We start from the raw sequence: 20,653 nt of genomic DNA, 5'->3' as shown, positions 1-20,653 counted from the left end.
TACCTGAACTATTATGAAACAAATGCGAATATTGTGTGCTATCCTGGTATTTTCCCTGGCATCGACCTCCTGTGAATCGTATTTCGACGTAAAACTGGACGACCAGCCCAATATCGAGGATATATTCAGCACGACAAACGGCACCAAAAAGTATCTCGCCCATATCTACTCCTACATTCCGATGGAGGAAGAGATCGTAGGCAGCGAGGGTTGGGTAGTTCCGCGCTCCGACGAAGCCCAGTACTCGTTCTTCCAGTGGGTGAACTACCTTCAGATCAAAACCGGCAGTTACAGCAGCGGTACGGTCAACGGGACCGGAGGCGACCTGGTAACAGCCGACGCGGCTTACTACAACTTCTGGAGAAAGAACTACGTGGCGATCAACCAGTGTTCGACGTTCCTCAAATACGTCGATCTAAACAAAGGCGAGAGCCCCGATAAAATCAAGGCCATGAAGGCCGAAGCCCGGTTCCTGCGTGCATTCTACTACTTCTGCCTGTTCCGTCAGTTCGGTCCGGTTTACATCTGGGGCGACCAGATGCCGGACGAAACTATCATGGGTTCGACGATCGACCGCATGACGGTGGACCAGAATATCGATTTCATCGTCGGCGAGTTGGACGCAATCAAGAACGACCTGCCGCTGCGGATGTCCGATATCGGAGAACCGGAGGCAAGTTTTGTCGGACGCGTTACGCGGGGAGCTGCACTGGCCCTGAAAGCACGCGTCCTGCTCTTCGCCGCATCGCCGCTCTACAACGGCTGCGACCTCTATGTCGGCAAGATGAAGAACATGCGCGGCGAATTCCTCTTTCCGCAGACCAAAGACGACACCAAATGGGAAGCTGCGGCACAGGCAGCATGGGATGTGATCGACCTGGGCATGTACAGCCTGTGCGAGGACAATACACAGACCGATCCGTTCAAGAAAGGCGTTGCATCGTATCAGAAAGTCATGTTCGACAACTGGAACAGCGAAACGATCTGGGGATGGTGGTTCCGGACGACCAAGGGTTACGAATACTTCGGCCCCACCGGCGGGCAGATCGGCCCGGCCATGCCGCCCAACGCACTGGAAACACTGGGTGTCCGCGGCGGATACGGCGGCATCGCCCCGTCGCTCAAGCTGATCGACACCTATCCCATGTGGGAAACCGGACGTTACCCGGTTACCGGCTACCAGGGCCAGAACGACCTGTCGAAACCGATCGTCGATCCCCAATCGGGATACCAGGCAACGGGATTCACCGAAAACTACAAGCAGCCGGCCGACGCCGACTGGGCCCCCGCTTTCAAGGCGCACAACAGTTGCGTCGGACGCGATCCGCGCTTCTACGCCTGCCTGGTCCCCAACGGATTCTACTGGCCTAACAAGACGTTCCCGAACCGGTTCACCTGCTATGACAACGCGGAGTGCACGTCGAGGTATTCCGCCACTTCGGACGCCAACCGCCTGGGTTATACCTGGCGCCGGCTGCTGAAACCCGACTATTCGCTCAACGACGAATACGACATGTACAAAGCAATCAAGTACGTGTATCCCGCATTCCGCCTGGCCGAGGTCTACCTGAACTACGCCGAGGCCTGCAACGAGAAACCGCAGCGCGACGAAACCGCAGCCCTCCTTTACCTGAACAAGGTACGCAACCGGGTCGGACTGAAGGATATCGAGGAGGCATACCCCGAAATCAAGGGCAACAAAGAATTGCTGCGCTGGTGTATCCAGAAAGAGCGCATGGTCGAATTCGGACTGGAAGCAAAACGTCACTACGACGCCTGCCGCTGGATGATCGCCAAGGACGAATACCCGGGCACTCCCTGGACGCTGCACCTGACTGCGACAAACTACGAGGATTCTTACCAGCGCGTGAACAACGAGCTCAGAATCAGCACCTATGTTTTCCAGGACAAGGACTATCTGTATCCCATCGGTGCCGCTCAGTTGGCCGAGATGACCAATATGACCCAGAATTACGGATTTTAACTAACGCTTGATGTGATATGAAAATAAATATGTGGAAACTGTTGTTTGCAGCCCTGATCGCATCGACCGCCATGGTCGCCTGCAAGGATGAGCGCAACAACTACATGGTAGACGATACGATCTCATTTCTCGCGACAGACAACCAGCTTATCAATGTAGCCCTGTATAATGAAGAATGTGATCTGACCGTCATTAAGAGCGGCAAGGGACAAACCGGCGCTACGGCGCGGCTGGAGGTTTCGGAAGCTGCGCTCGAAGCGTACAATACGGCCAACGGCACGGACTACAAGGCCCTGCCGGCAAACTACGTGACATTCTCTCCGGCGATCAAGTTCTCCGAAAAGGATATCCGCAAGACGGTTAAGGTAACCTGGGACGACGAGAACATCAATTCGCTCGGAGAAGGAAACTATGCCGTCGCAATCGAATTATCCGTCGACAACAACGCGCTGGAGGTTCCCGAAGCCCGCAAGGTAATGATCGTCAGCATGGCATGGTCGCACCTGGGCATGGAAGCGGATGTAGCGCCCGTGTTCAGCCCGGCCGCTTCGCGCGAAACCGCGGTTTACGAAGGCCCCGTCACCATCGACAACCCGATCTCGGTGATGGATATTACCGTCGACTACGAAATCGACAACAGCCTGATCACCGCTTATAACGACGCGAACGGAACCGACTACAAGGCCGCTCCCGCAGACCTGGTTTCGCTGGCCGCGACATCGTCACAGCTCGAGGCCGGCAAATCTTCGACGGCGTTCAGCCTCCAGATTCTCTCCGAAAAATTGTTCAACGGCAACGAACTCAAGGCGGTCGACGATAATCAGTATCTCGTACCCGTACGCATCAAGTCGCTGTCGAACGAGGCCATCGGCATCAGCCGCTCCGTCATGTACGTGCCCGTATCTTTCAACAGAGATGTGAAAGGCCCATGGACGTTACTCGAGGGTGAAAACAACTGCTATGGCAAGGATCCTAACGCTCCTGCATGGGCATTAGGATATACTGCGAACAAATTGTTCGACGGCATATTGACCGCCGGCGGCGAATGGATCTCCTCGTGGGACAACGGCCCCATCTCATTCCCGATGACCTTTGTCGTAGATATGGGCAAGGCCCGCGTGTTTACCAAGTTCCTGATCAGCGACTATACGACTCACCAGGGCAACTACCGCGAATACGAAATCTACATAGCAGACAAGTATAACGGGGCAAGTACGCAGTGGACACTCGTCGCCGACGGGAAGCGCGATTTCAAAGGCTGGACCGGCACGATCGAGACTTATGATTATCCAGTTAAGACGATGATCGCCGGTCGTTACCTGAAGTTCATAATCCTAAAACCAGAGAATCCGCAAACGGGCGATTATCTGAATGGACGCGGTAAATTGGCCGACGTTCAGGGCATAGGCTTCTAACGACTGATTTTCAATAAATTAATCCCGTTGTGAGTCTGAAAAAATTTCACAGCGGGATTAATTCGTACAACATGAAACACGACTCATTTTGCGTAAGTTATATTTCGTTGCACTGGTATTGGCTGTGGCGATGGGGTTCCTGGCGACATCGTGCACCGGCACGCGCGTTGTTAAACGCTATCCGTGGGAAGAGGCTCGGAAAAGCCTTGCGACTACGACCGACGCCATTTTGTGTTATGGTGGCAGCCACCACCGGACTCCTTATTTATGGGATCAGGCCCGGTTGGCGCCGCTGGTCACCTACACCGATCCGGCAGGCCGGGAACACTGGCTTTTCGACGGATTCATTTTCCTGGAATTCCAGGACACCAACCGCCCCGACAATGCCCGATATGCGTTTGAAACAGGCCAACTTCGCGACACGGGCGTCTCAGCCGGAAAAGCGCAGTGGCAGGAACTGATCGATTACTATTTCAGGCCGGGAAACGGTGTGGATGCACTGGATAAAGCCGTAAAAGAGGCCACAGGACGGTTGGGCAATGCCCCGGCCAAACGCCGCGTGATCATGGTCCTCCCGGATCCGGTGATCTACGAACACTACATCGACACGACCTCTTCGACGACCTATTGGGGCGAACTGGACGGCCGCCGGCTCGATTTCAGCAAAAACGAGGACCGCCTCGCCGCCTGCAAATGGTATATCGACCGGGTGCGTGCCGCATTTGCAGCCGGAAATTACCGATATGTCGAACTGGCCGGTTTTTACTGGCTGCGCGAGATCGTAACCCGGCCGCAGGATACGGCGTACAGTTACTTCCTGACACGTTCGGACATTCTGCTGCCGCACGTCGCCGACTACCTTCACCGCCTGAATTACAGTTTCAACTGGATTCCGTATTACGGTTCGCGCGGCTACGACGTGTGGCCGACATTCGGATTCGACCAGGCTTATCTGCAACCCAACTACTACTGGAAAGCAGAGCACGACATGGAGAAAATCTTCGACCAGATCGCGCAATACGACATGGCGATGGAGTTGGAGTTCGAGCCTACGCTGCTCCACGCCCGGGAGGGAAGCGAAGCCTTCCGGAAGCGGTTCCGCAGCTACATGGAATATGCAAAAAAGCGGAACATATACGGGACCAAGCCATTCGCCTATTACCACGGGACCAACGGATTCTACGACCTGTGGGCATCCCCAGACGAGGTAGACCGGGAACTCTACCACGAACTCTGCCGGTTCGTGATCGGGAATCCGCTGCGGCAACAACCGAAATAAAAACCCAATAACGACAAAATACACAATGACGACCCAACGATTTTTAACGATGTTCCTGTGCTGCGTTTCATTCTTCTGTTGCAGCAAGAGCGCCTTCGGAGCGCAGCAAACCCGCCAAGCCACCACCGAAGCGGCGGACCCCGCGATGTATGCCTGGGAGCAGGACCGCAACGGGATACTCTCCTTTTCGGACCTGGTGCTGTGCTACGGAGGCAGTACGCACCGGACGCCTTACAGGTGGGATGAACAGCGGTTTGCGCCGTTCGTCGCCTATACCGACAAACAGGGAAAGGAACATTGGCTGTTCGACAGTTTCCTTTGTCTCGAATTCCAGTTGGGATATACCTATGCCTACGAAGTCGGACACCGGGGCTACACTTCGGCCGGGAAACCCCAATGGCAGGAGCTGATCGACTACTGGTTCGACAAGGACAACGGTATAAATGCGCTCGAAGAGGCCGTGAAAGAGGCTGCGCAACGCATGGGAACGCCGCCGTCCAAACGCAAAGTGATTTTCAGCTTCCCCAATCCGGTCATATACAGACTGTACGACAAGACGAACGAATCGACGGTCTACTGGGGCGAACTGAACGGCCGGGAGCTGGACTTTTCGGTCGGCAAAGACCGCGTAGACGCCTGCAAATGGTTCATCGACCAGGTACGCCGGAAATTCGACGAAGCGAACTACCAATACGTCGAACTGGCCGGGTTCTACATCATTTCGGAAGAGATCGTCGTATCGCCGGCGGTCGAGGACGGCTGGAACCACGAGCTGAAGCGGTCGGAGGAGGTTGTTCCTCCGGTTGCGGAGTACCTGCATGCCCTCAACGAATGCCTCTGCTGGATTCCCTACAACCGCGCCGGGGGATACAAACGGTGGAAACAGGTAGGCGTCGACTACGCCTATATGCAGCCCAACCATTTCTGGGACGACAAGGGCGAACGGCCTCTTCCCCGGTTCTTCTCCGATATCAAGGCGCACGACCTTGCAATGGAATTCGAATTCGACGAAGCGCTGCTGGAAGGGAAACCCAACTGCGACGTGTACAAAAAACGCTTCCGGGAATATATGTCCAACGCCAAATCGGAGGGAATCTACGGCAAACAGCCGCTGAGCTACTATCACGGGACCAACGGGTTCTACGACCTGTGGGCGTCCCCGGCAGAGAAGGACAAGGAACTCTACCACGAATTCTGTCAGTTCGTGATCGGAAACCCATTGCGGAAATAAAAATCGGATACCGGCATGACAACCACAAGATTCATAACAATGCTCCTGTGCTGCGTCTCATTCATCTGTTGCAGCAACGGCAAAAGCGGCGAGGACGAGGGTTTGCAGCCCGCGATGAGCATGAAGATACTGACCTCATCGGCCTCATCGGTGACTCTGCGCGTAGAGAGTGTGAACGCCTCGCACTACCGCATCCTGTGCGCGGCGACCAACGACGAATCCTCACGGACGGCCCGGCAGGTCTTCGACGAGGGTAAAACCTACACCGGCAACAGGATCGTAATCGACGGGCTGTCGAAACTCACGACCTACACGGTCTTCGCCGTAGCCTGCAACGACAAAGGCGACTTCGGAACCCTGCAATCCGTTAAATTCACCACCGAAGCGACAGACCCCACGATGTACGCCTGGGAACAGAGCCGCGGCGGAATCCTCTCCTTTTCGGACCTGGTGCTATGCTACGGAGGCAGTTCGCACCGAACGCCTTACCGGTGGGATAAGCAGCGGTTCGCACCGTTCGTCACCTATACCGACAAGCAGGGAAAGGAGCACTGGCTGTTCGACAGTTTCCTGGCCATCGAGTTCCAGGTAACCAGCAGCATCGACAGCAAGCCCTACTCCTATATGGTGGGATTGAAACTCACTTCGGCGGCAAAGCCCCAATGGCAGGAGCTGATCGACTACTGGTTCGACAAGGACAACGGTATAAATGCACTCGAAGAGGCCGTGAAAGAGGCCGCACAACGCATGGGAACGCCGCCGTCCAAACGCAAAGTCGTCATGATCATGCCCGATCCGATCATTTACAGGGAGTACGCCGACGAATCCGCATCGACGGTCTACTGGGGCGAACTGAACGGCCGCACAATGAATTTTGCAAATGCCCAAGACCGCACAGCGGTTTACAAGTGGTATATCGACCAGGTGCGCAAGAAATTCAATGAAACAAATTACCAGTATGTCGAACTGGCCGGGTTCTACATTATTTCGGAGGATCTCACCACGCCGAGCTACGGCTGGAACAATGAACTGAAGCGGTCGGACGAGATTATTCCGCCTATTGCCGAATACCTCAACTCGCTCAACGAATGTCTCTGCTGGATTCCCTACAACCGGGCTTCAGGATATAACAAGTGGACCGATTTCGGTATCAACTACGCCTACATGCAGCCCAACCATTTCTGGGACGATAAAAACGAGCACCCTCTTCCCCGCTTCTTTTCCGATATCAAAGCCAATAATCTGGCGATGGAATTCGAATTCGACGAAGCGCTGCTGGAAGGAAAACCCAACTGCGACGTGTACAAAAAACGCTTCCGGGAATATATATCCAACGCCAAATCGGAGGGAATCTACGGCAAACAGCCGCTGAGTTACTACCACGGAACCAACGGGTTCTACGACCTGTGGGCGTCTCCGGCAGAGAAGGACAAGGAACTCTACCACGAATTCTGTCAGTTCGTGACCGGGAATCCGCTGCGGAAATAAAATTCAACGTTCAATATTGTTATGAAAGCCTTTAAATACTTTGCATTTTCCGTGTGCTTGGTACTGTTTGCCGGAAGTTCCGGAACTGCCGCCGCACAAAACTACCAGACGACCGACATTCAGGACCTCGCGCTGATCTATCAGGGCGGGAAACACCGGCTGGACTGGACGGTCGACGAATTCCGCCCCTACGTCGTACACCGATTCCTCGACGGTTCGAAACATTGGCTTTTCGACGGATTCCTGTTCCTCGAATTCAAAAACGGCACGGGCCGCTGCTACACCGTCGGGTATGAGAAAGAATTTGCCCGCAAACCCGAATGGGAGTGGCTCCTGGACCGCATCTTCGACGAGGGCAAGTCGCTTTCCGCGCTGGACCGATGCATCGGCGAGCAGATCGCAGAGATCGGCAAACCGGCGTTCAGGCATAAGGTCGTGCTGGGACTTCCCGAAGCCGTGCGCGACCAGAAAGACTGGGGCGAACTGGATGGCCGCAGGATGGACTTCTCGAAAGACGAAGACCAGATCGCCGCAACCAAATGGTATATCGACCAACTGATCGCGCGGTTCAAAAAAGCCGGGTACAAACACCTGGAACTCTCGGGCTTCTATTGGGTCGCCGAAGACACCAACCATTGCGGCGACCTGACCGTCCCGCTCAGCGAATATATCCACGCGCAGAAGAAACTTTTTTACTGGATTCCCTACTGGCAGGCCAAAGGCCACGAGGACTGGAAACGCCTGGGATTCGACGTGGCTTATCAGCAGCCCAACCACTTCTTCAACAAGTCGATCCCCGACAGCCGCCTGGACGAAGCCTGCGCCGTCGCCCGCAAAAACGGCATGGCGATGGAGTTCGAATTCGACGAGCGGGCTACCATTGCCGCCCCCGATACGTTCTATGACCGGATGCTGGCCTATATCGACCGGTTCGAAAAGAACGATGTCTTCAACGCATCGGCCGTAGCCTACTACTGCGGCAACCGCGGCGTACTGACGCTTTTCGAGTCGAACGAACACAAAGACAAGGTCATCATGGACCGGCTGGCCCGTATCATCTATACGCGCCAGGTAATGAAATACGGATTGCCCGTCAAAAACAAAACCCGCGTGGTGGCCCACCGCGGATTCTGGCATACCGACGGTTCGGCGGAGAACTCCGTTTCCTCGCTGTTAAACGCCGACAAACTGGGCGCCTACGGTGCGGAGTTCGATGTCTGGATGGCTGCGGACGGCAAACTGGTAATCCACCACGACGACAAACACGGCAGCTATGAGATGGAGAAAAATCCCTCGACCGTACTGACGACGCTCGAATTGGCGAACGGCGAGAAAATCCCCACGCTGGAACAGTACCTGCAGGCCGCCCGGAAAACGAAACTCGAACTGGTACTGGAGGTCAAGCCCCACGCTACGCCCGAAGCCGACGCCGAAGCGGTCCGCAAGATCGTGGAGATGATCGGCAAATACGGACTTACAAAGCGCGTAACCTATATTTCGTTCTCGTTCCATGCGCTGAAAGAGTTGGTGCGCGTGGCCCCGGCCAAAACCCCGATCATGTACCTGGGCGGCGGCACGCTGCCCGAAGACCTGAAAAAAATGGGGATGACGGGATGCGATTTCAACTACTGGGTTTTCCAGAACAATCCGACATGGCTCCATTCGATCAAATGGCTGAAAATGGCTTCGAACGTCTGGACGGTGAACAATCCTGTCGAAATGTTGTGGGTGATCGAAAACGGGTTCGATTTCATCACCACCGACCGTCCCGACCTGTTCCTCAGGCTCGTCCGGTGACACCACGCCAAAAACGAAAAAAAATGAGACACCGAATTTTACGCCGCCTGCTGATCTGCTGTCTGCTCCTGCCTGCGTCCGCCTGCGCCGACAAAGGTTCCGGCGAAGAGAACGGCGGCAACGGCGGCAATGCCGACGACGGCAAACGCCCCTATTCCGAGATGATGTACGTCAAGCGCCAGGGCGACAACCTCTACATTTCGGCCAAAATGGACGCTTCGACGGATATCCTCTACTGGTTCAAGCGCTGCCTGTTCAACGAAGTCTATACCTTCTACCGCGTGGGAACCCTTCCCAATACGGACCGGACGCCCACGACCCGCCCGGAAAGCGAACCCGCCGAGGTGCTCAACCTGGCTTACAGCGACAATATCGGCCCGTTCAATATCCAGGGCGGCGGCTGGTGCGGAGCGAACCACAAATACATGGAGCGTACGGCCCGGACGGCCTACAACAAGAGTTTCAGCGTAACGGTGGACGGGCAGCCCCTCGAAGGCGACAAGGCCGTATGGAGCCGGCAGGGAATAACGATCGAGGCGGAAAACGTGATTCTCGACCCGACGCATCCGTACAAAAACGCCGATAACGAGGAGGAACTGCGCGATGAGCTGTGCCACGAGTTCGCAACCTACCGGATCTTCCGCAACAACATCGACGTGACGGTACGCCACGATTTCTGCTGCAAAAATCCGGTGACGATAGCGATTTACTACGGCATGCAGTCGATGTTCGCGAACAAGACCCATTTCGCCACGCCGGGCGGGGCTTACAGCGGCTGGACACCCCCTCCCGCAGCCGGGGAATCGTCATTCACCAAAGCCGACTACCCCGATTTCCGACGATTCGTGGAGAAAAATGCAAAGGCTTACCAGTCGGCATATCTGTTGCCGGACGGGTTGGGCGACCATAGCTGGCTGGCAGATGCCGACGTGATGTTCATCTGTGCATCCTACGGCAAAAGTTACCACAAGCTGATTTCGAACAAACCGATCCAAAACGGCGATGCGATCGACTGGCGCGGCGTTTACACCTGGTTCGCAGCGCCGATTGCCGACGACGGCGACATGCTGTGCTACGAAGGAGCGGTGAACGGATATCCGGCGGTCTTCATCGACACCAAAAGAGCGTGTGAAAAAAGCATAACGCTGCCTTCTTACCTCGACCCGGAGAAGTACGAAACGATCGGCCCGAACGGGGGAATCCGCATCACGCCCGGCGGAGCCGGGAAGCTCCGGATTTCGGCCGATAAGGCCGGCGGATGCGTCCTGTCGTTCTGCAAGTGACCGAGCGCCCCCTACCGGGAACAGCCAAAGAAAGAGGTCGACGGCAATCGTCGACCTCTTTTTTTGTGCAGATACCGGCCCGCAGGCTATTTATGACGCTTGGATCCCGTGTGTTTGAGCGCAGCGCCGATCACCGGCTGCACGATCGCCTCCATTACATCGTAACCTGCCTCCGTGGGGTGAACGCCGTCGCCGGTATAGGCGGCGATCATTCCCCCGTCCGGCTCGGCCATCGGCGTGTGGTAATCGACATAGGGAATCTTCTCCTGCGCGGCATAGGCACGAATCATCCGGTTCAGTTCGATGATCTTCGGAGCGGGCTCCAGCCCCTTGTGCCAGCCGAAATCCCGGGCAGGCAGCAGCGAACAGAGAATGGGAGCGATGCCGTTCGCCCGCGCCAGTTCGACCATCGAAACGATGTTGCCGAAAATGTGCGGCAGCGAGATATAGCCGTTATTCTGGGCAATGTCGTTCGTACCTCCGCAGATCACCACGACCTGCGGATGCAGGTCGATGACATCGGCCCGGAAGCGCACGAGCATCTGCGAAGTCGTCTGGCCGCTGATGCCGCGGCTCACATAACCGTTCGAAGAAAAGAACCCGGGGTGTTTGCCGATCCAGCCCTCGGTGATCGAATTGCCCATGAAAACCGCTTTCGGCGCGGAAGGCTGTTCCCGGTTCGCCTGTTCGAACCTGCTAAAACCGGCCCAGTCATTCTGGGCATGCGCATCGGCGCAGATCGCAATGCCGGCAAGTACGGCAACGACAGTCAATAGTTTTTTCATCTTATGCTGATTTTATTCGATTGCCCGCAGCGGCATCTCCCAACCGGTGATCGTTGCGATGTAGGGAATTACCGCCGCGGCTATTTTGCGGTGTCCGCGGTAGTTGGGGTGATAGCCCGCTCCCAGATCTGCATCCATGTCGTGAATCTCGTCGAATTGCAGGATACAATGCAGGTTCTTATCGTTCAATCCCTTGATAATCGTTCGGGCGAAATCGTAAAACGGCCCGGCGCCCTGCGGCACGACGTAGAGGATCGGCACGTCGCCGTATTTTTCACGCAAATTGCCGCACATGCGCCGGAAAGCCTTCCCGAACACACGCTCCGAAGGCACGATGTCCGCACTCAGATCGTTGGTTCCCAGCTTGATGACCACAATATCGGGTTTATAGCCCTGAAAATCCCATCGGGAATCGGCGACCTCGTCGAACGTACGCATCATGCGGTCGGTCATGGTTATCTCCGAAGCCGCTTTCGGATCGCCCCAATTGCGCACGATCCCCCGTCCCGAATGAGCGATCAGCACGTAATCCGCATCGAAGTAGCGGGCCGTAATGCAGGCCCAAGCCAGGTCGCAATTCTCGGTCCGGGGCGTAAACGGCTCGCGGGGCGACAGCCCCTCGGTTCCGTAACCGCAGGTATGCGAGTCGCCGATAAACTCGATCAACCTCCCCGGTGCGGGCGGCGGCGCCAGCAGCCTGCCGTCGGTCTCTATCGCGTAGAGCGTCGTTCGCCCCTGCTCGGCTTCGGTCCGCTTCTGAACCGTCACGGTGTGCGGTCCGCGGCGGAGTTTTCCGACAAGCGGGATGACAGAGGCCCCGCCCTCGACCGTCACCGTGCCATAGAACTTACCATCGACGAAGACATTGTAGTAGTTACACCCGGTGTCCGAAGCGCGCATCGAGCAAGCCGTACCGTCGAAACGGAACGAAAAATGGCTGCCGCTCCAATCGAACGACAGGCTGCCGGCGGCGTCTCCGGCGGCACGCCCTACAAAGCGGACCAGCTCCGAATCCGCCCGGCAGGAACGCGGCCCGCCGCCGGCCGCACCGGCCCCGGCCGACAGGAACAGCGCGACAGCAAAGAACAGGACTTTCATAGCCGGATTATTTTACGTACGGACGAATCTTGTCGATCCAGACTTTATAACCGTCGGCCTTGAGGTGAATCCCGTCGAAATGGTATTTTTCGGGCAGTTGTCCGTTCTCGGCCATGCTGCTCCAAATATCGATGTATTGCAATCCGCGCGCTGCTGCGGCCTTTTGCAGCAGGGCGTTGAACTCGGCGATACGGACATTCTTGCCTTTGAGCGATTCGCCGCGCGACTCGTCGACGGGCAGTGCGCTCTGGATGTAAACCTTCGTGCGGGGAGATTTGTCCGCAATAATGTCGAGCATCCGCTCATACTGCCCGAGCAGGTCTTCGTTGCTGATATCCGTAAACACCAGATCGTTCACTCCTGCCATAATAAAGATGGCGCGCGGCTGCCCTCCGACGATGGGGTCGAGGCGGGCAAGCATCCCGACGATACGGTCTCCGCCGATACCGCGGTTGAGCACCCGCTTATCCGGGAAATACTCGGACCAGAATCCGCGTTCGGTGAGGCTGTTGCCGAGCATGACGATATTACGGCGTGTTACGGGCACGAGTTCCTCGACATTGCGCTTGGTCGTGTAGTAGTCCTGGGCAGAAACGGCTGTCGTCAGCAGGGCGGCCAGCAGTAAAAAAATCATTTTTTTCATGATCGGATGGTTTATTTGAGATTTCCTTCAAAATCGATGTCCCGCTCGAACGGATGCAGCGCCTCGTCGACCATGCGGGCCGCTTCGCGCCGGGTCAGTGGCGTCGTATCGGCGCTCGGGGCAATCCGTCCGCCGGCCCTGCGGAGCAGGTCAGCCGCTGAAGCCGCCGTGAGGGGCGCCGGGTCGTCCTCGACCGCGATCTGCGGGGCATAGTCGTGCAACCCCAGCGTAAATTCCCCGACCGATACCGTCCGCTCGGGGTAAAACCACGAACGATTCGCCCACTGGTAGGGTTCGCCCGTCATGCGCAGGATGCCCGTGGAAGCGATACGCTGCAACAACCCGAAATCCGGATCGTCGGGCTTCACGTCATAGAGCGGCTGAAGATAAGCTTTCTGGGCCAGCAAGGCAGCCTGAAGCCGCCGTACGGGGACTTCGCGGGGCGTACAGCCGGCCTTGACCGCAAGGGCCGCCAGCGTCCCCGCGGCCTGTCCGGTAAGCATGACGACGGGCTGCACGCGCGTCGACCCGTTGATCAGGTTCGAGACCGAGATCGCTTTGTCCGAAACGATAAGATTGTCGGTTCGGGCCGGAATCATCACTCCCGCCGGAACACAAAACGACGGCACGGGCAGGAATGCGATGCCGGGAACGTCGGGACGGCATTTGTGGTGATGGTCCACCGGGTAGTCGCCTACCGAAATACCCGTCCGGTAAAGCGGCGCAGGCCGGTCGTAACGTGCCATCACGTCGTCGAAAGTCAGCATGACGACCCCTTCCGCCCGGCGTCCCTCGCGATGGTAAGGCAGATAGGCCAGTCCGTCGGGAGTGTCGAATTCGTCGTCGGCGATACCCAGGTTGCGGTATCCCAGTTCGGTCTGGATGTAATAAATGAAACGCAGCGTCTTTTCACGCGCCGGACGCAACGCGGCTTCGCGCCGTTCATACGGCAGTTCGACGACATTGAGGTAGATGTCGTTGCCCTTGGTCGGCCAGTTGATCATGTACTTGCCGTTGGGCAGGCGACCGTAGGTAATCACCATTTCGGGCGGAATCGGATCGCCGACAGCCGTCGCATTACAACCGGAGAACTCCGCGGGATCGTAGCCCTCGGGGCGCGGGATCGTCCTGTCGGTCCCGGGGCCGTAGTCCTTGAGAATCGCAGTGACCGTCAGGTCCTGTACGATATTGCGGGCCTTCTCCGGGGCCAGCGACTCGCCCGTCAGGCTGCGCGAATCCATTCCCAACCGGTAAGGCGTACCGCTCAGGGGAAGCGCGTCGCCCAGGTCGGTGGCGTCGACGGTGACTTCGGCCGAAACCTCCAGCCTGTTGCCGGCTTTGTCGACGAACCGCGCCCCGGAGACTTTACGGCCGCGCCTGAATACCTTCACGGGGCGGAATCCATACTCGACCGACAACGCCGGTTCGGCCGCAGCCATGGCTTTGAAAATACTGTCGGCGACATGGGGTTCGAAGAGCGTATTGCTCACCCATCCGGTAGCCAGAGCCGGGGCTCCTCCGTAATGGGCCCGGAGCGCCTCGCGGAATTCATTCCACAAGCCCGAAGGCAGATTGGCATTGCCGTCGACGGCCGGAACGCCCTGCGCCGTAAACATTCCGCCGAGCATCGGCGTGGATTCGACGACGAGCGTCGTCACCCCCTGCCGCGCCGCGGCAACGGCCGCTGTCGTGCCGGATGTCGTACCGCCGATAATCAGGACATCGACCACCCGACGGGTGGTTTTGGCGGCTGCCGACAGTGCGAAAGCGACGGTTACGACCAATACGGCCGCGAGAAGGAATCCTGTACGTTTCATGCTTTTGACTTTTACGAATGAAACTCGCGGCTCAGGTTCGGGCCGCGAGTGAATTGAATTTGTATACAGGCCCGCCTACTCGCACTGTTCCAGAATTTGCCATATCTGGTACATGCCGCGCGGGACGTGGAAGCATCCCTTCCATTTGCCGCCCTTGAGCGGAAGCAGCACCTCGCCGCGGCGGTTCAGGTAGCCGAACCATTCGGGGTATTCGGAATCTTTGAAGTGCGTCCACATATATTCGTGCAGTTTCCCGAACCAGGCCAGGCACGCTTCGTTGCCCGTCATCCGGTAGCCTTTGATCATCGTGATCGCCGACTCGATATGCACCCACCACAGTTTCTGGTCCCATTCGAGCTGCTGCTGGGGATGGCCCAGCCGGTCCATGAAGTAGAAGATGCCGCCGTACTCCTTGTCCCAGCCGTATTCGATGGTCGACAACGCGATCTTCACGGCTTTGTCGATCAGTTCGGGACGGTTGAGCCGCTTACCCAGGTCCATAATGAACCACATGGCTTCGAGCGAGTGTCCGGGATTGATCGAACGCCCCTCGAACGAGTCCACCAGCGAATTGTCCGCCGCCGAGACATTCTCGACGATCAGCCCCAGGTCGGGTTGATAAAACACGTCCAGCACCTCGTGCAGACAGGTTTCGACAATCTGGTCGATGAGCTTCGGATCGATCAGGTGCTCGATTTCGAGCGAGAGGTTGCACAGGATCATCGGCAGCGCAAAGTCCTTCATCGGACGCGTGCCGGGGTGGCCCTTGCTCCATTTACCCTTGGGATTCGAGCGTTTTTCAAGCACCCGGTCGAAGGTCTTCCTGGCAATCAGGGCGTACTCTTCGTTGCCGGACGCTTTGGCCAACTGCGCAAAAGCCATCGTGGCGAAGGTATAGGAGAAGATGTTGTAGGGATCGACGATCGGCTGTCCGTCGCGCGTGAGCGAGAAGTACCAGTTGTAATCGCCGTCATGCCCGTATTTCCGGAGAAACTCGCCGCCCTGAACCGCACAGTCCAGCCACTCCTTGCGTTGTTCCACCTGGTTGTAAAGCATCGAGAACATCCACACCTCACGGCCCTGCAGCCAGATGAATTTATCCGTGTCGTAGACGCTTCCGTCACGATCGAGGCAGGTGAAATAACCGCCGTACTGTTCATCCTGCGAGTGCTCGAGCCAAAAGGGCAACACACTGTCCAGCAACTCCGACTTATATTGATCGGCTAATTCTTGAAAATTCATCATATTACTATTCGGTTAATTTCGAGGTTGTTAAAACCGCGATGAAAACATTGGTAAACTATTTCTGCCAGTACTTTTCGATCTCTTCGAGCGAGCGCCCCGTGGTTTCGGGAACGGCCTTCCAGATAATCAGGATATAAGGAACGCACATGGCGGCGAAGAGGAAGAACGTACCTGCGGGGGTGAGGTTTTCGAGCATCCACGGCGTCAACTGGCCGATCAGGTAAGTGCCGATCCACAGGGCGAGTCCGGCGATCGACATCGCCAGCCCGCGGATGCGGGTGGGATACATCTCCGAAAGCAGCACCCAGATTACGGCGCAGATCGACACCGCGCAGCAGAAGATGTAGGCCAGGAAGAAGATCAGCAGGAACGTACTGGACACACCCCATGCCGCTCCCCACAAGAAGTAGAGCCCGATGCAGACCAGCGACAGGATCATGCCCGACACGCCCCAGTATACCAAACTTTTGCGCCCCACACGGTCGATAATCACCAGTGCCAGAACCGTAGTCAGCATATTGACCATCCCCACGAGTATCTGCGAAAAAAGCGAGTCCCCGCTCGAAAGGCCGGCGTTCTCAAAAATCGTCGGACCATAGTAGAGCACCGCATTGACCCCCATGAACTGCCCCAGCACAGCAATAAACACGCCGATCAGAACCGCCTTGCGGATACCCGGAGCGAACAGCATACGCCATTCCGACTTTGTCTGCTGCGATCCAGCGGCGCGCACGGCCGCGATCTCCGCCGAGGCGACTTCCGAAGAGCGGTAGATACGCTCCAAAACGGTATGGGCCCGTGCGTCGCAGTTGCGCAGCACGAGCCAGCGCGGACTTTCAGGGATAAAGAAGATGACGATGAAGAAGAGAAGCGCCGGAAGCGTTTCGCTTCCCAACATGCCGCGCCACATCTCCGTTACCAGGATTTTCTGCATCAGGGCGGATGAATAGACGGCCGTTTCGGCCGATCGGAGGATCAGGAAATTGACCAGATAGGCTCCCAGGAATCCGATCGTGATGGCCAATTGGTAGAGCGACACGAGCGTACCGCGCCAGCGCGCTACGGCGACCTCCGAGATGTACATCGGCGAGACGATCGACACGACGCCGATACCCACCCCGCCGATGATGCGGTAAATGACCAACTGCGTGAAATCGGGACTCAGGGCGCAGCCGATGCCCGATACGGTAAAGAATACGGCCGAGATAAGCATCGTCATCCTGCGGCCGAAACGGTCGCTGAGGATGCCGGCCACCGCAACGCCGCCGATCGAACCGACGAGCGCACAGCCGACGAACCATCCCTGCTGCATGGCGTCGAGTCCGAATTGGGCCGAAACCCCGGTCACGGTTCCCGAAATGACTGCGGTATCGTATCCGAACAGGATTCCGCCGATAGCGGCTACGACCGAGAGGAACGCAACGTAGCCTGTGTTTGTCTGTGATTTCATAGTAAGGCTACCTGATATTGAAGTACTCTTTGTAACGGTCATAGAGGTGTCCGGCCTGCAAATAGGCCGACTGCGGACTCATGAAGTGCGAGAACTCGAAGGTGATCGCCTTGTCGTACCCGGCGCGCTTGGCCGCTTCGAGTTTCATGCGCAGTTTGTCGAATTTGATCGGCAGGAATTTGATCGGCATATCGCGGTCGAACGACTCGGCGTTGGTCCAGCACTGCATACCGTATTTATCGGCCATCTTCTTGTTGACGGAGAAGAAAGCGTCCAGTTCGTCGTAGTCGATGTGTCCGTCCTGAAAGGCGCAGGCATCGACCACGTCGTGAATCCCGTCGAAAATCTCGCTCCACTCCTTCTCGTGCTGCTCGACCGACACCGCCTGTTCCTTGGTCAGTTGGCTGCCGCTCGCCATAACGGCTTTCTTGCCGTCGATCCACGGGGAAATGAAGGTCGGCAGTCCGCCGGAAACCGCTTTGCACTGATTGCCCATGGCACGAAACGCCCCGATAGCGCCTTTGGTACTGCGGCTGATCTCGCCGCTCAGATACCAGCCGCCGAAACTCCGATACTTTTCACCGTACATCCTCCAGACCTCGTCGATGACGTATTTATTATGCTCGACTTCACTCGACATGTCGCCCGTGTCCCAGTACCGGCCCGAGTCGTAGAGGCCGAAATAGAATTTCATACCATATTTCTGGGCCAGACGCAGGTACATATCGACCAGGTCGACCGAGGGCATATAGCATCCCTGCCCGAGCAGGTGGGGCGACGGATAGGTGATGAACTTGCGGTATCCCGAGCGAATCAGGATCACGGTATCGATGCCGACGGCTTTCATGTAGCGGAAGTCGGCGTCCCACTCCTTCTCGCCCCAGTTCTGGTGGGGAATATCGTGGGAAATCTCATCCAGGAATGTTCCCGAAATCTGTAATCCGTTCCCTTTGGGGACAATCAGACCGCCCGGGCCCGGGAACGCCTCCGCCGATTCGGCCTCTGCGGTTCCGAGGTTTTCAGACGCCTTGACCAGCCCAGGTACGGCAACCGCTGAGGCGGCAGTAATGGCAATTTTTTTCAGGAAATTCCTGCGGGTCGAGGTTTTCATATTGGGTTCCAATTTTATCACACACTCAAAATAAAGTAAATTTTATCACTCTACAATGCAAATATAATTAATTTATTTACAATGAAGCAACCTTTTGCCTTTAAAATTCACGATCGAGCAAAAATAAATACGTTTAGCACCGGCAACCGGAGTTCGGCGTGTCATCCTAAGAAAAACCGGTGCGCATACCGACTTCCGTCAGCCGATTTTGCCGGTCCCGATCGGCGATACCGGTCCGCTCCGCGCCTGCGCAGGTGCAGGTGCAGGTGCGATCGCGATAAAAAACCGGGACAGCCGAAAAGCCGTCCCGGGTACAGAAAATTTACCGGCCAGCGAATATGCCGCCGTTTTCTCCGCTACTTGAATCCAAAAGCGCCCTGCACTTTCTTCGACGCCTCCACAGACCCTTTGGAGTTATCCACGGTCTTCTGACCGTTGATGAGCATATCGGGCGAGCTGGACCGTTCGAATACGATGGCCGAAGCGCAGCCCGTATCCTTCATGACCTGCGCCGTTTCCGGAATCGTAAGGCCCACGCTTCCGTTGATCTGCTGTCCGCAGAATGCGATCACCTTACCGTGAGGAGTAAGTCCTATCGACGAGGTCGCATACCGGTTGACATCGGTGGGATAACCCCAGTTGATTCCCGTATTGCAGATCATCTCGTCGGCAGTCTGGATTTGTCCGTCCCATAAGATCATCAACAGGCCGGAAGCTGCATTCTGCGCGTCCCAGACCGTTCCTTCCTCCTTTTTCCGCTCGACATAGGTCGAACCCGGCTTGTAGGGGAACGCATAGAGTTTGTCGTCGAATTTCTGCGACCAGGCCATCTTGTACACACCCTTGCTGTCCTGTCCCAGCGTGCCGAAAGGATAAAGCGCGCCTTCCTGCACGAATTGTCCGCCGCGGAAGATCAGCGGCTCTGCCGTAGATTCGATACCGACCAGCAGGACATTCCAGGAGGGTTCCTCCGAAGCAAAGGTATAAATCGATTTCTTGTTATCCTTGCCGGCTCCGAGCGCTCCCATCGTCGATTTGCCCGGCGACATGATTGCGATGTAACCGATGCTCTTGGTGGCTGCATTGTTGAGCAGGTCTTCGTTCTTGTAAACTTTGATGTAGTTGGGAAGCGTGCCGTAGGACGAAGTCACGTTCGTCCAGCCCTTGCTCAGCAGCGGATCTACATAATCTTTCACCTTGACGGTATAGTTGTAGTCTTCACCCTGATAGGTAACCACCAATTTACCGTCCTCGAGTTCGAGGTTGAACGTCTTGTCGGCGGGCGACTTGACGGTGGCGCCGCTCAACAGGCTGAAGTCGAACGTCATGGCGTTGATCTCCATCTCGGGTTTGTAGCCGATCGTGATGAGCTGACCTTCGACCACCGCGTCGGTGTCGCCGACCTTGGCCCCAACAACCGGCTGGAGGATCTCTTTGGGCGTTGCCGTCATCGTATAGGTCACCTCTTTCACGCCGTTGTGCAGTACGACCGAATAAGGAGCCGATAGATTGAGCGTCGAAGTGGCTTTGCCCGGGGTTTTCAGGAGCGCACCCTTGGTCATGTTGATCGTAACCGACACACTGGTCAGGTCGGACAACTCCTCGAATGCGAATTTGATGGTTTTGTCGGCATCGGAAATCACGGCATTGGCTGTTTTAGAGCCGTCGACCGCCACGACAGACGCAATCGGATTGGCAATCTCTTTCGAATCGCCCTCACCGTCGTCCTTATCCGAACACGAAGCGAGCCCTCCCCCTACCAGGAGGCCGAGCAATAAAGTCATCAGACTAAAATGTCTTTTCATAATTAAAGGTTTTTAGGTTACAGGAGGTTTGATGTTTTAATAGTATGTAGTTTCAGGTCCCCTTTTGCTATAAGTTTTTTCATTGACAACGGCGCTACATCTTTCGATGTCCTCAAAACAACATTTATTCATTTTGAAATAAAAATGCAACACCTTTGACACACAAACATAGTAATTATTTTTATCAATTATTCAATTTTGAATAAAATAAATAAACATATT

General features: G+C 56.2%; 15 protein-coding genes. 7 read left to right on the top strand and 8 right to left on the bottom strand.

Features of this window, described 5'->3' with window-relative positions; all coding sequences use genetic code 11:
* Positions 1-13: 13 nt before the first annotated feature.
* From NQ492_RS09115 to NQ492_RS09085, 7 genes are all read left to right on the top strand, one after another.
* The gene (locus tag NQ492_RS09115) at positions 14-1,984 is read left to right on the top strand and encodes a RagB/SusD family nutrient uptake outer membrane protein (protein WP_044054088.1); all 1,971 of its coding nucleotides are present in this window, start codon (positions 14-16) and stop codon (positions 1,982-1,984) included.
* A gap of 17 nt (positions 1,985-2,001) precedes the next feature.
* Complete coding sequence (locus NQ492_RS09110) at positions 2,002-3,399, top strand: BT_3987 domain-containing protein (RefSeq protein WP_083810183.1); 1,398 nt, start codon at positions 2,002-2,004, stop codon at positions 3,397-3,399.
* Positions 3,400-3,487: 88 nt separating this feature from the next.
* Positions 3,488-4,678, top strand: a complete 1,191-nt coding sequence (locus tag NQ492_RS09105; protein ID WP_231839868.1) for a DUF4855 domain-containing protein — start codon at positions 3,488-3,490, stop codon at positions 4,676-4,678.
* 49 nt (positions 4,679-4,727) lie between these two features.
* Positions 4,728-5,909 carry a DUF4855 domain-containing protein gene (locus NQ492_RS09100; RefSeq protein ID WP_015546442.1) on the top strand — a complete coding sequence of 394 codons (1,182 nt, stop codon included), beginning with the start codon at positions 4,728-4,730 and terminating at the stop codon, positions 5,907-5,909.
* A 15-nt stretch (positions 5,910-5,924) separates the two neighbouring features.
* A complete protein-coding gene (locus NQ492_RS09095) occupies positions 5,925-7,397 on the top strand; it encodes a DUF4855 domain-containing protein (protein WP_231839869.1) in 1,473 nt (490 codons plus the stop codon).
* Between the two features lie 51 nt (positions 7,398-7,448).
* Complete coding sequence (locus tag NQ492_RS09090; RefSeq protein WP_231839870.1) at positions 7,449-9,194, top strand: DUF4855 domain-containing protein; 1,746 nt, start codon at positions 7,449-7,451, stop codon at positions 9,192-9,194.
* Positions 9,195-9,217: 23 nt separating this feature from the next.
* A complete protein-coding gene (locus NQ492_RS09085) occupies positions 9,218-10,477 on the top strand; it encodes a hypothetical protein (RefSeq protein WP_015546445.1) in 1,260 nt (419 codons plus the stop codon).
* Between the two features lie 86 nt (positions 10,478-10,563).
* Here the strand turns inward: NQ492_RS09085 and NQ492_RS09080 are convergent, their stop codons facing one another.
* From NQ492_RS09080 to NQ492_RS09045, 8 genes are all read right to left on the bottom strand, one after another.
* Positions 10,564-11,262, bottom strand: a complete 699-nt coding sequence (locus NQ492_RS09080) for an SGNH/GDSL hydrolase family protein (RefSeq protein ID WP_015546446.1) — start codon at positions 11,260-11,262, stop codon at positions 10,564-10,566.
* 12 nt (positions 11,263-11,274) lie between these two features.
* Positions 11,275-12,360, bottom strand: a complete 1,086-nt coding sequence (locus NQ492_RS09075) for an SGNH/GDSL hydrolase family protein (RefSeq protein WP_015546447.1) — start codon at positions 12,358-12,360, stop codon at positions 11,275-11,277.
* A gap of 7 nt (positions 12,361-12,367) precedes the next feature.
* The gene (locus NQ492_RS09070; RefSeq protein ID WP_015546448.1) at positions 12,368-13,003 is read right to left on the bottom strand and encodes a GDSL-type esterase/lipase family protein; all 636 of its coding nucleotides are present in this window, start codon (positions 13,001-13,003) and stop codon (positions 12,368-12,370) included.
* Positions 13,004-13,014: 11 nt separating this feature from the next.
* Positions 13,015-14,820 (bottom strand): FAD-dependent oxidoreductase, encoded by a 1,806-nt coding sequence (locus NQ492_RS09065; protein WP_015546449.1) that lies wholly within the window; start codon positions 14,818-14,820, stop codon positions 13,015-13,017.
* A gap of 75 nt (positions 14,821-14,895) precedes the next feature.
* Positions 14,896-16,062 (bottom strand): n-acyl-d-glucosamine 2-epimerase, encoded by a 1,167-nt coding sequence (locus tag NQ492_RS09060; RefSeq protein WP_157359516.1) that lies wholly within the window; start codon positions 16,060-16,062, stop codon positions 14,896-14,898.
* A 58-nt stretch (positions 16,063-16,120) separates the two neighbouring features.
* Positions 16,121-17,515, bottom strand: coding sequence for a sugar porter family MFS transporter (locus NQ492_RS09055; protein WP_015546450.1), 1,395 nt, complete (start codon positions 17,513-17,515; stop codon positions 16,121-16,123).
* A 7-nt stretch (positions 17,516-17,522) separates the two neighbouring features.
* A complete protein-coding gene (locus NQ492_RS09050) occupies positions 17,523-18,626 on the bottom strand; it encodes a DUF4434 domain-containing protein (RefSeq protein WP_015546451.1) in 1,104 nt (367 codons plus the stop codon).
* Between the two features lie 356 nt (positions 18,627-18,982).
* Positions 18,983-20,431 (bottom strand): phosphodiester glycosidase family protein, encoded by a 1,449-nt coding sequence (locus NQ492_RS09045; protein ID WP_083810185.1) that lies wholly within the window; start codon positions 20,429-20,431, stop codon positions 18,983-18,985.
* Positions 20,432-20,653: the final 222 nt, after the last annotated feature.

It is taken from the genome of Alistipes shahii WAL 8301 (assembly GCF_025145845.1).
Classification (GTDB): domain Bacteria; phylum Bacteroidota; class Bacteroidia; order Bacteroidales; family Rikenellaceae; genus Alistipes; species Alistipes shahii.
Note: the sequence above shows the minus strand (reverse complement) of the source record. Positions and strands in the feature narration are given on the sequence as shown.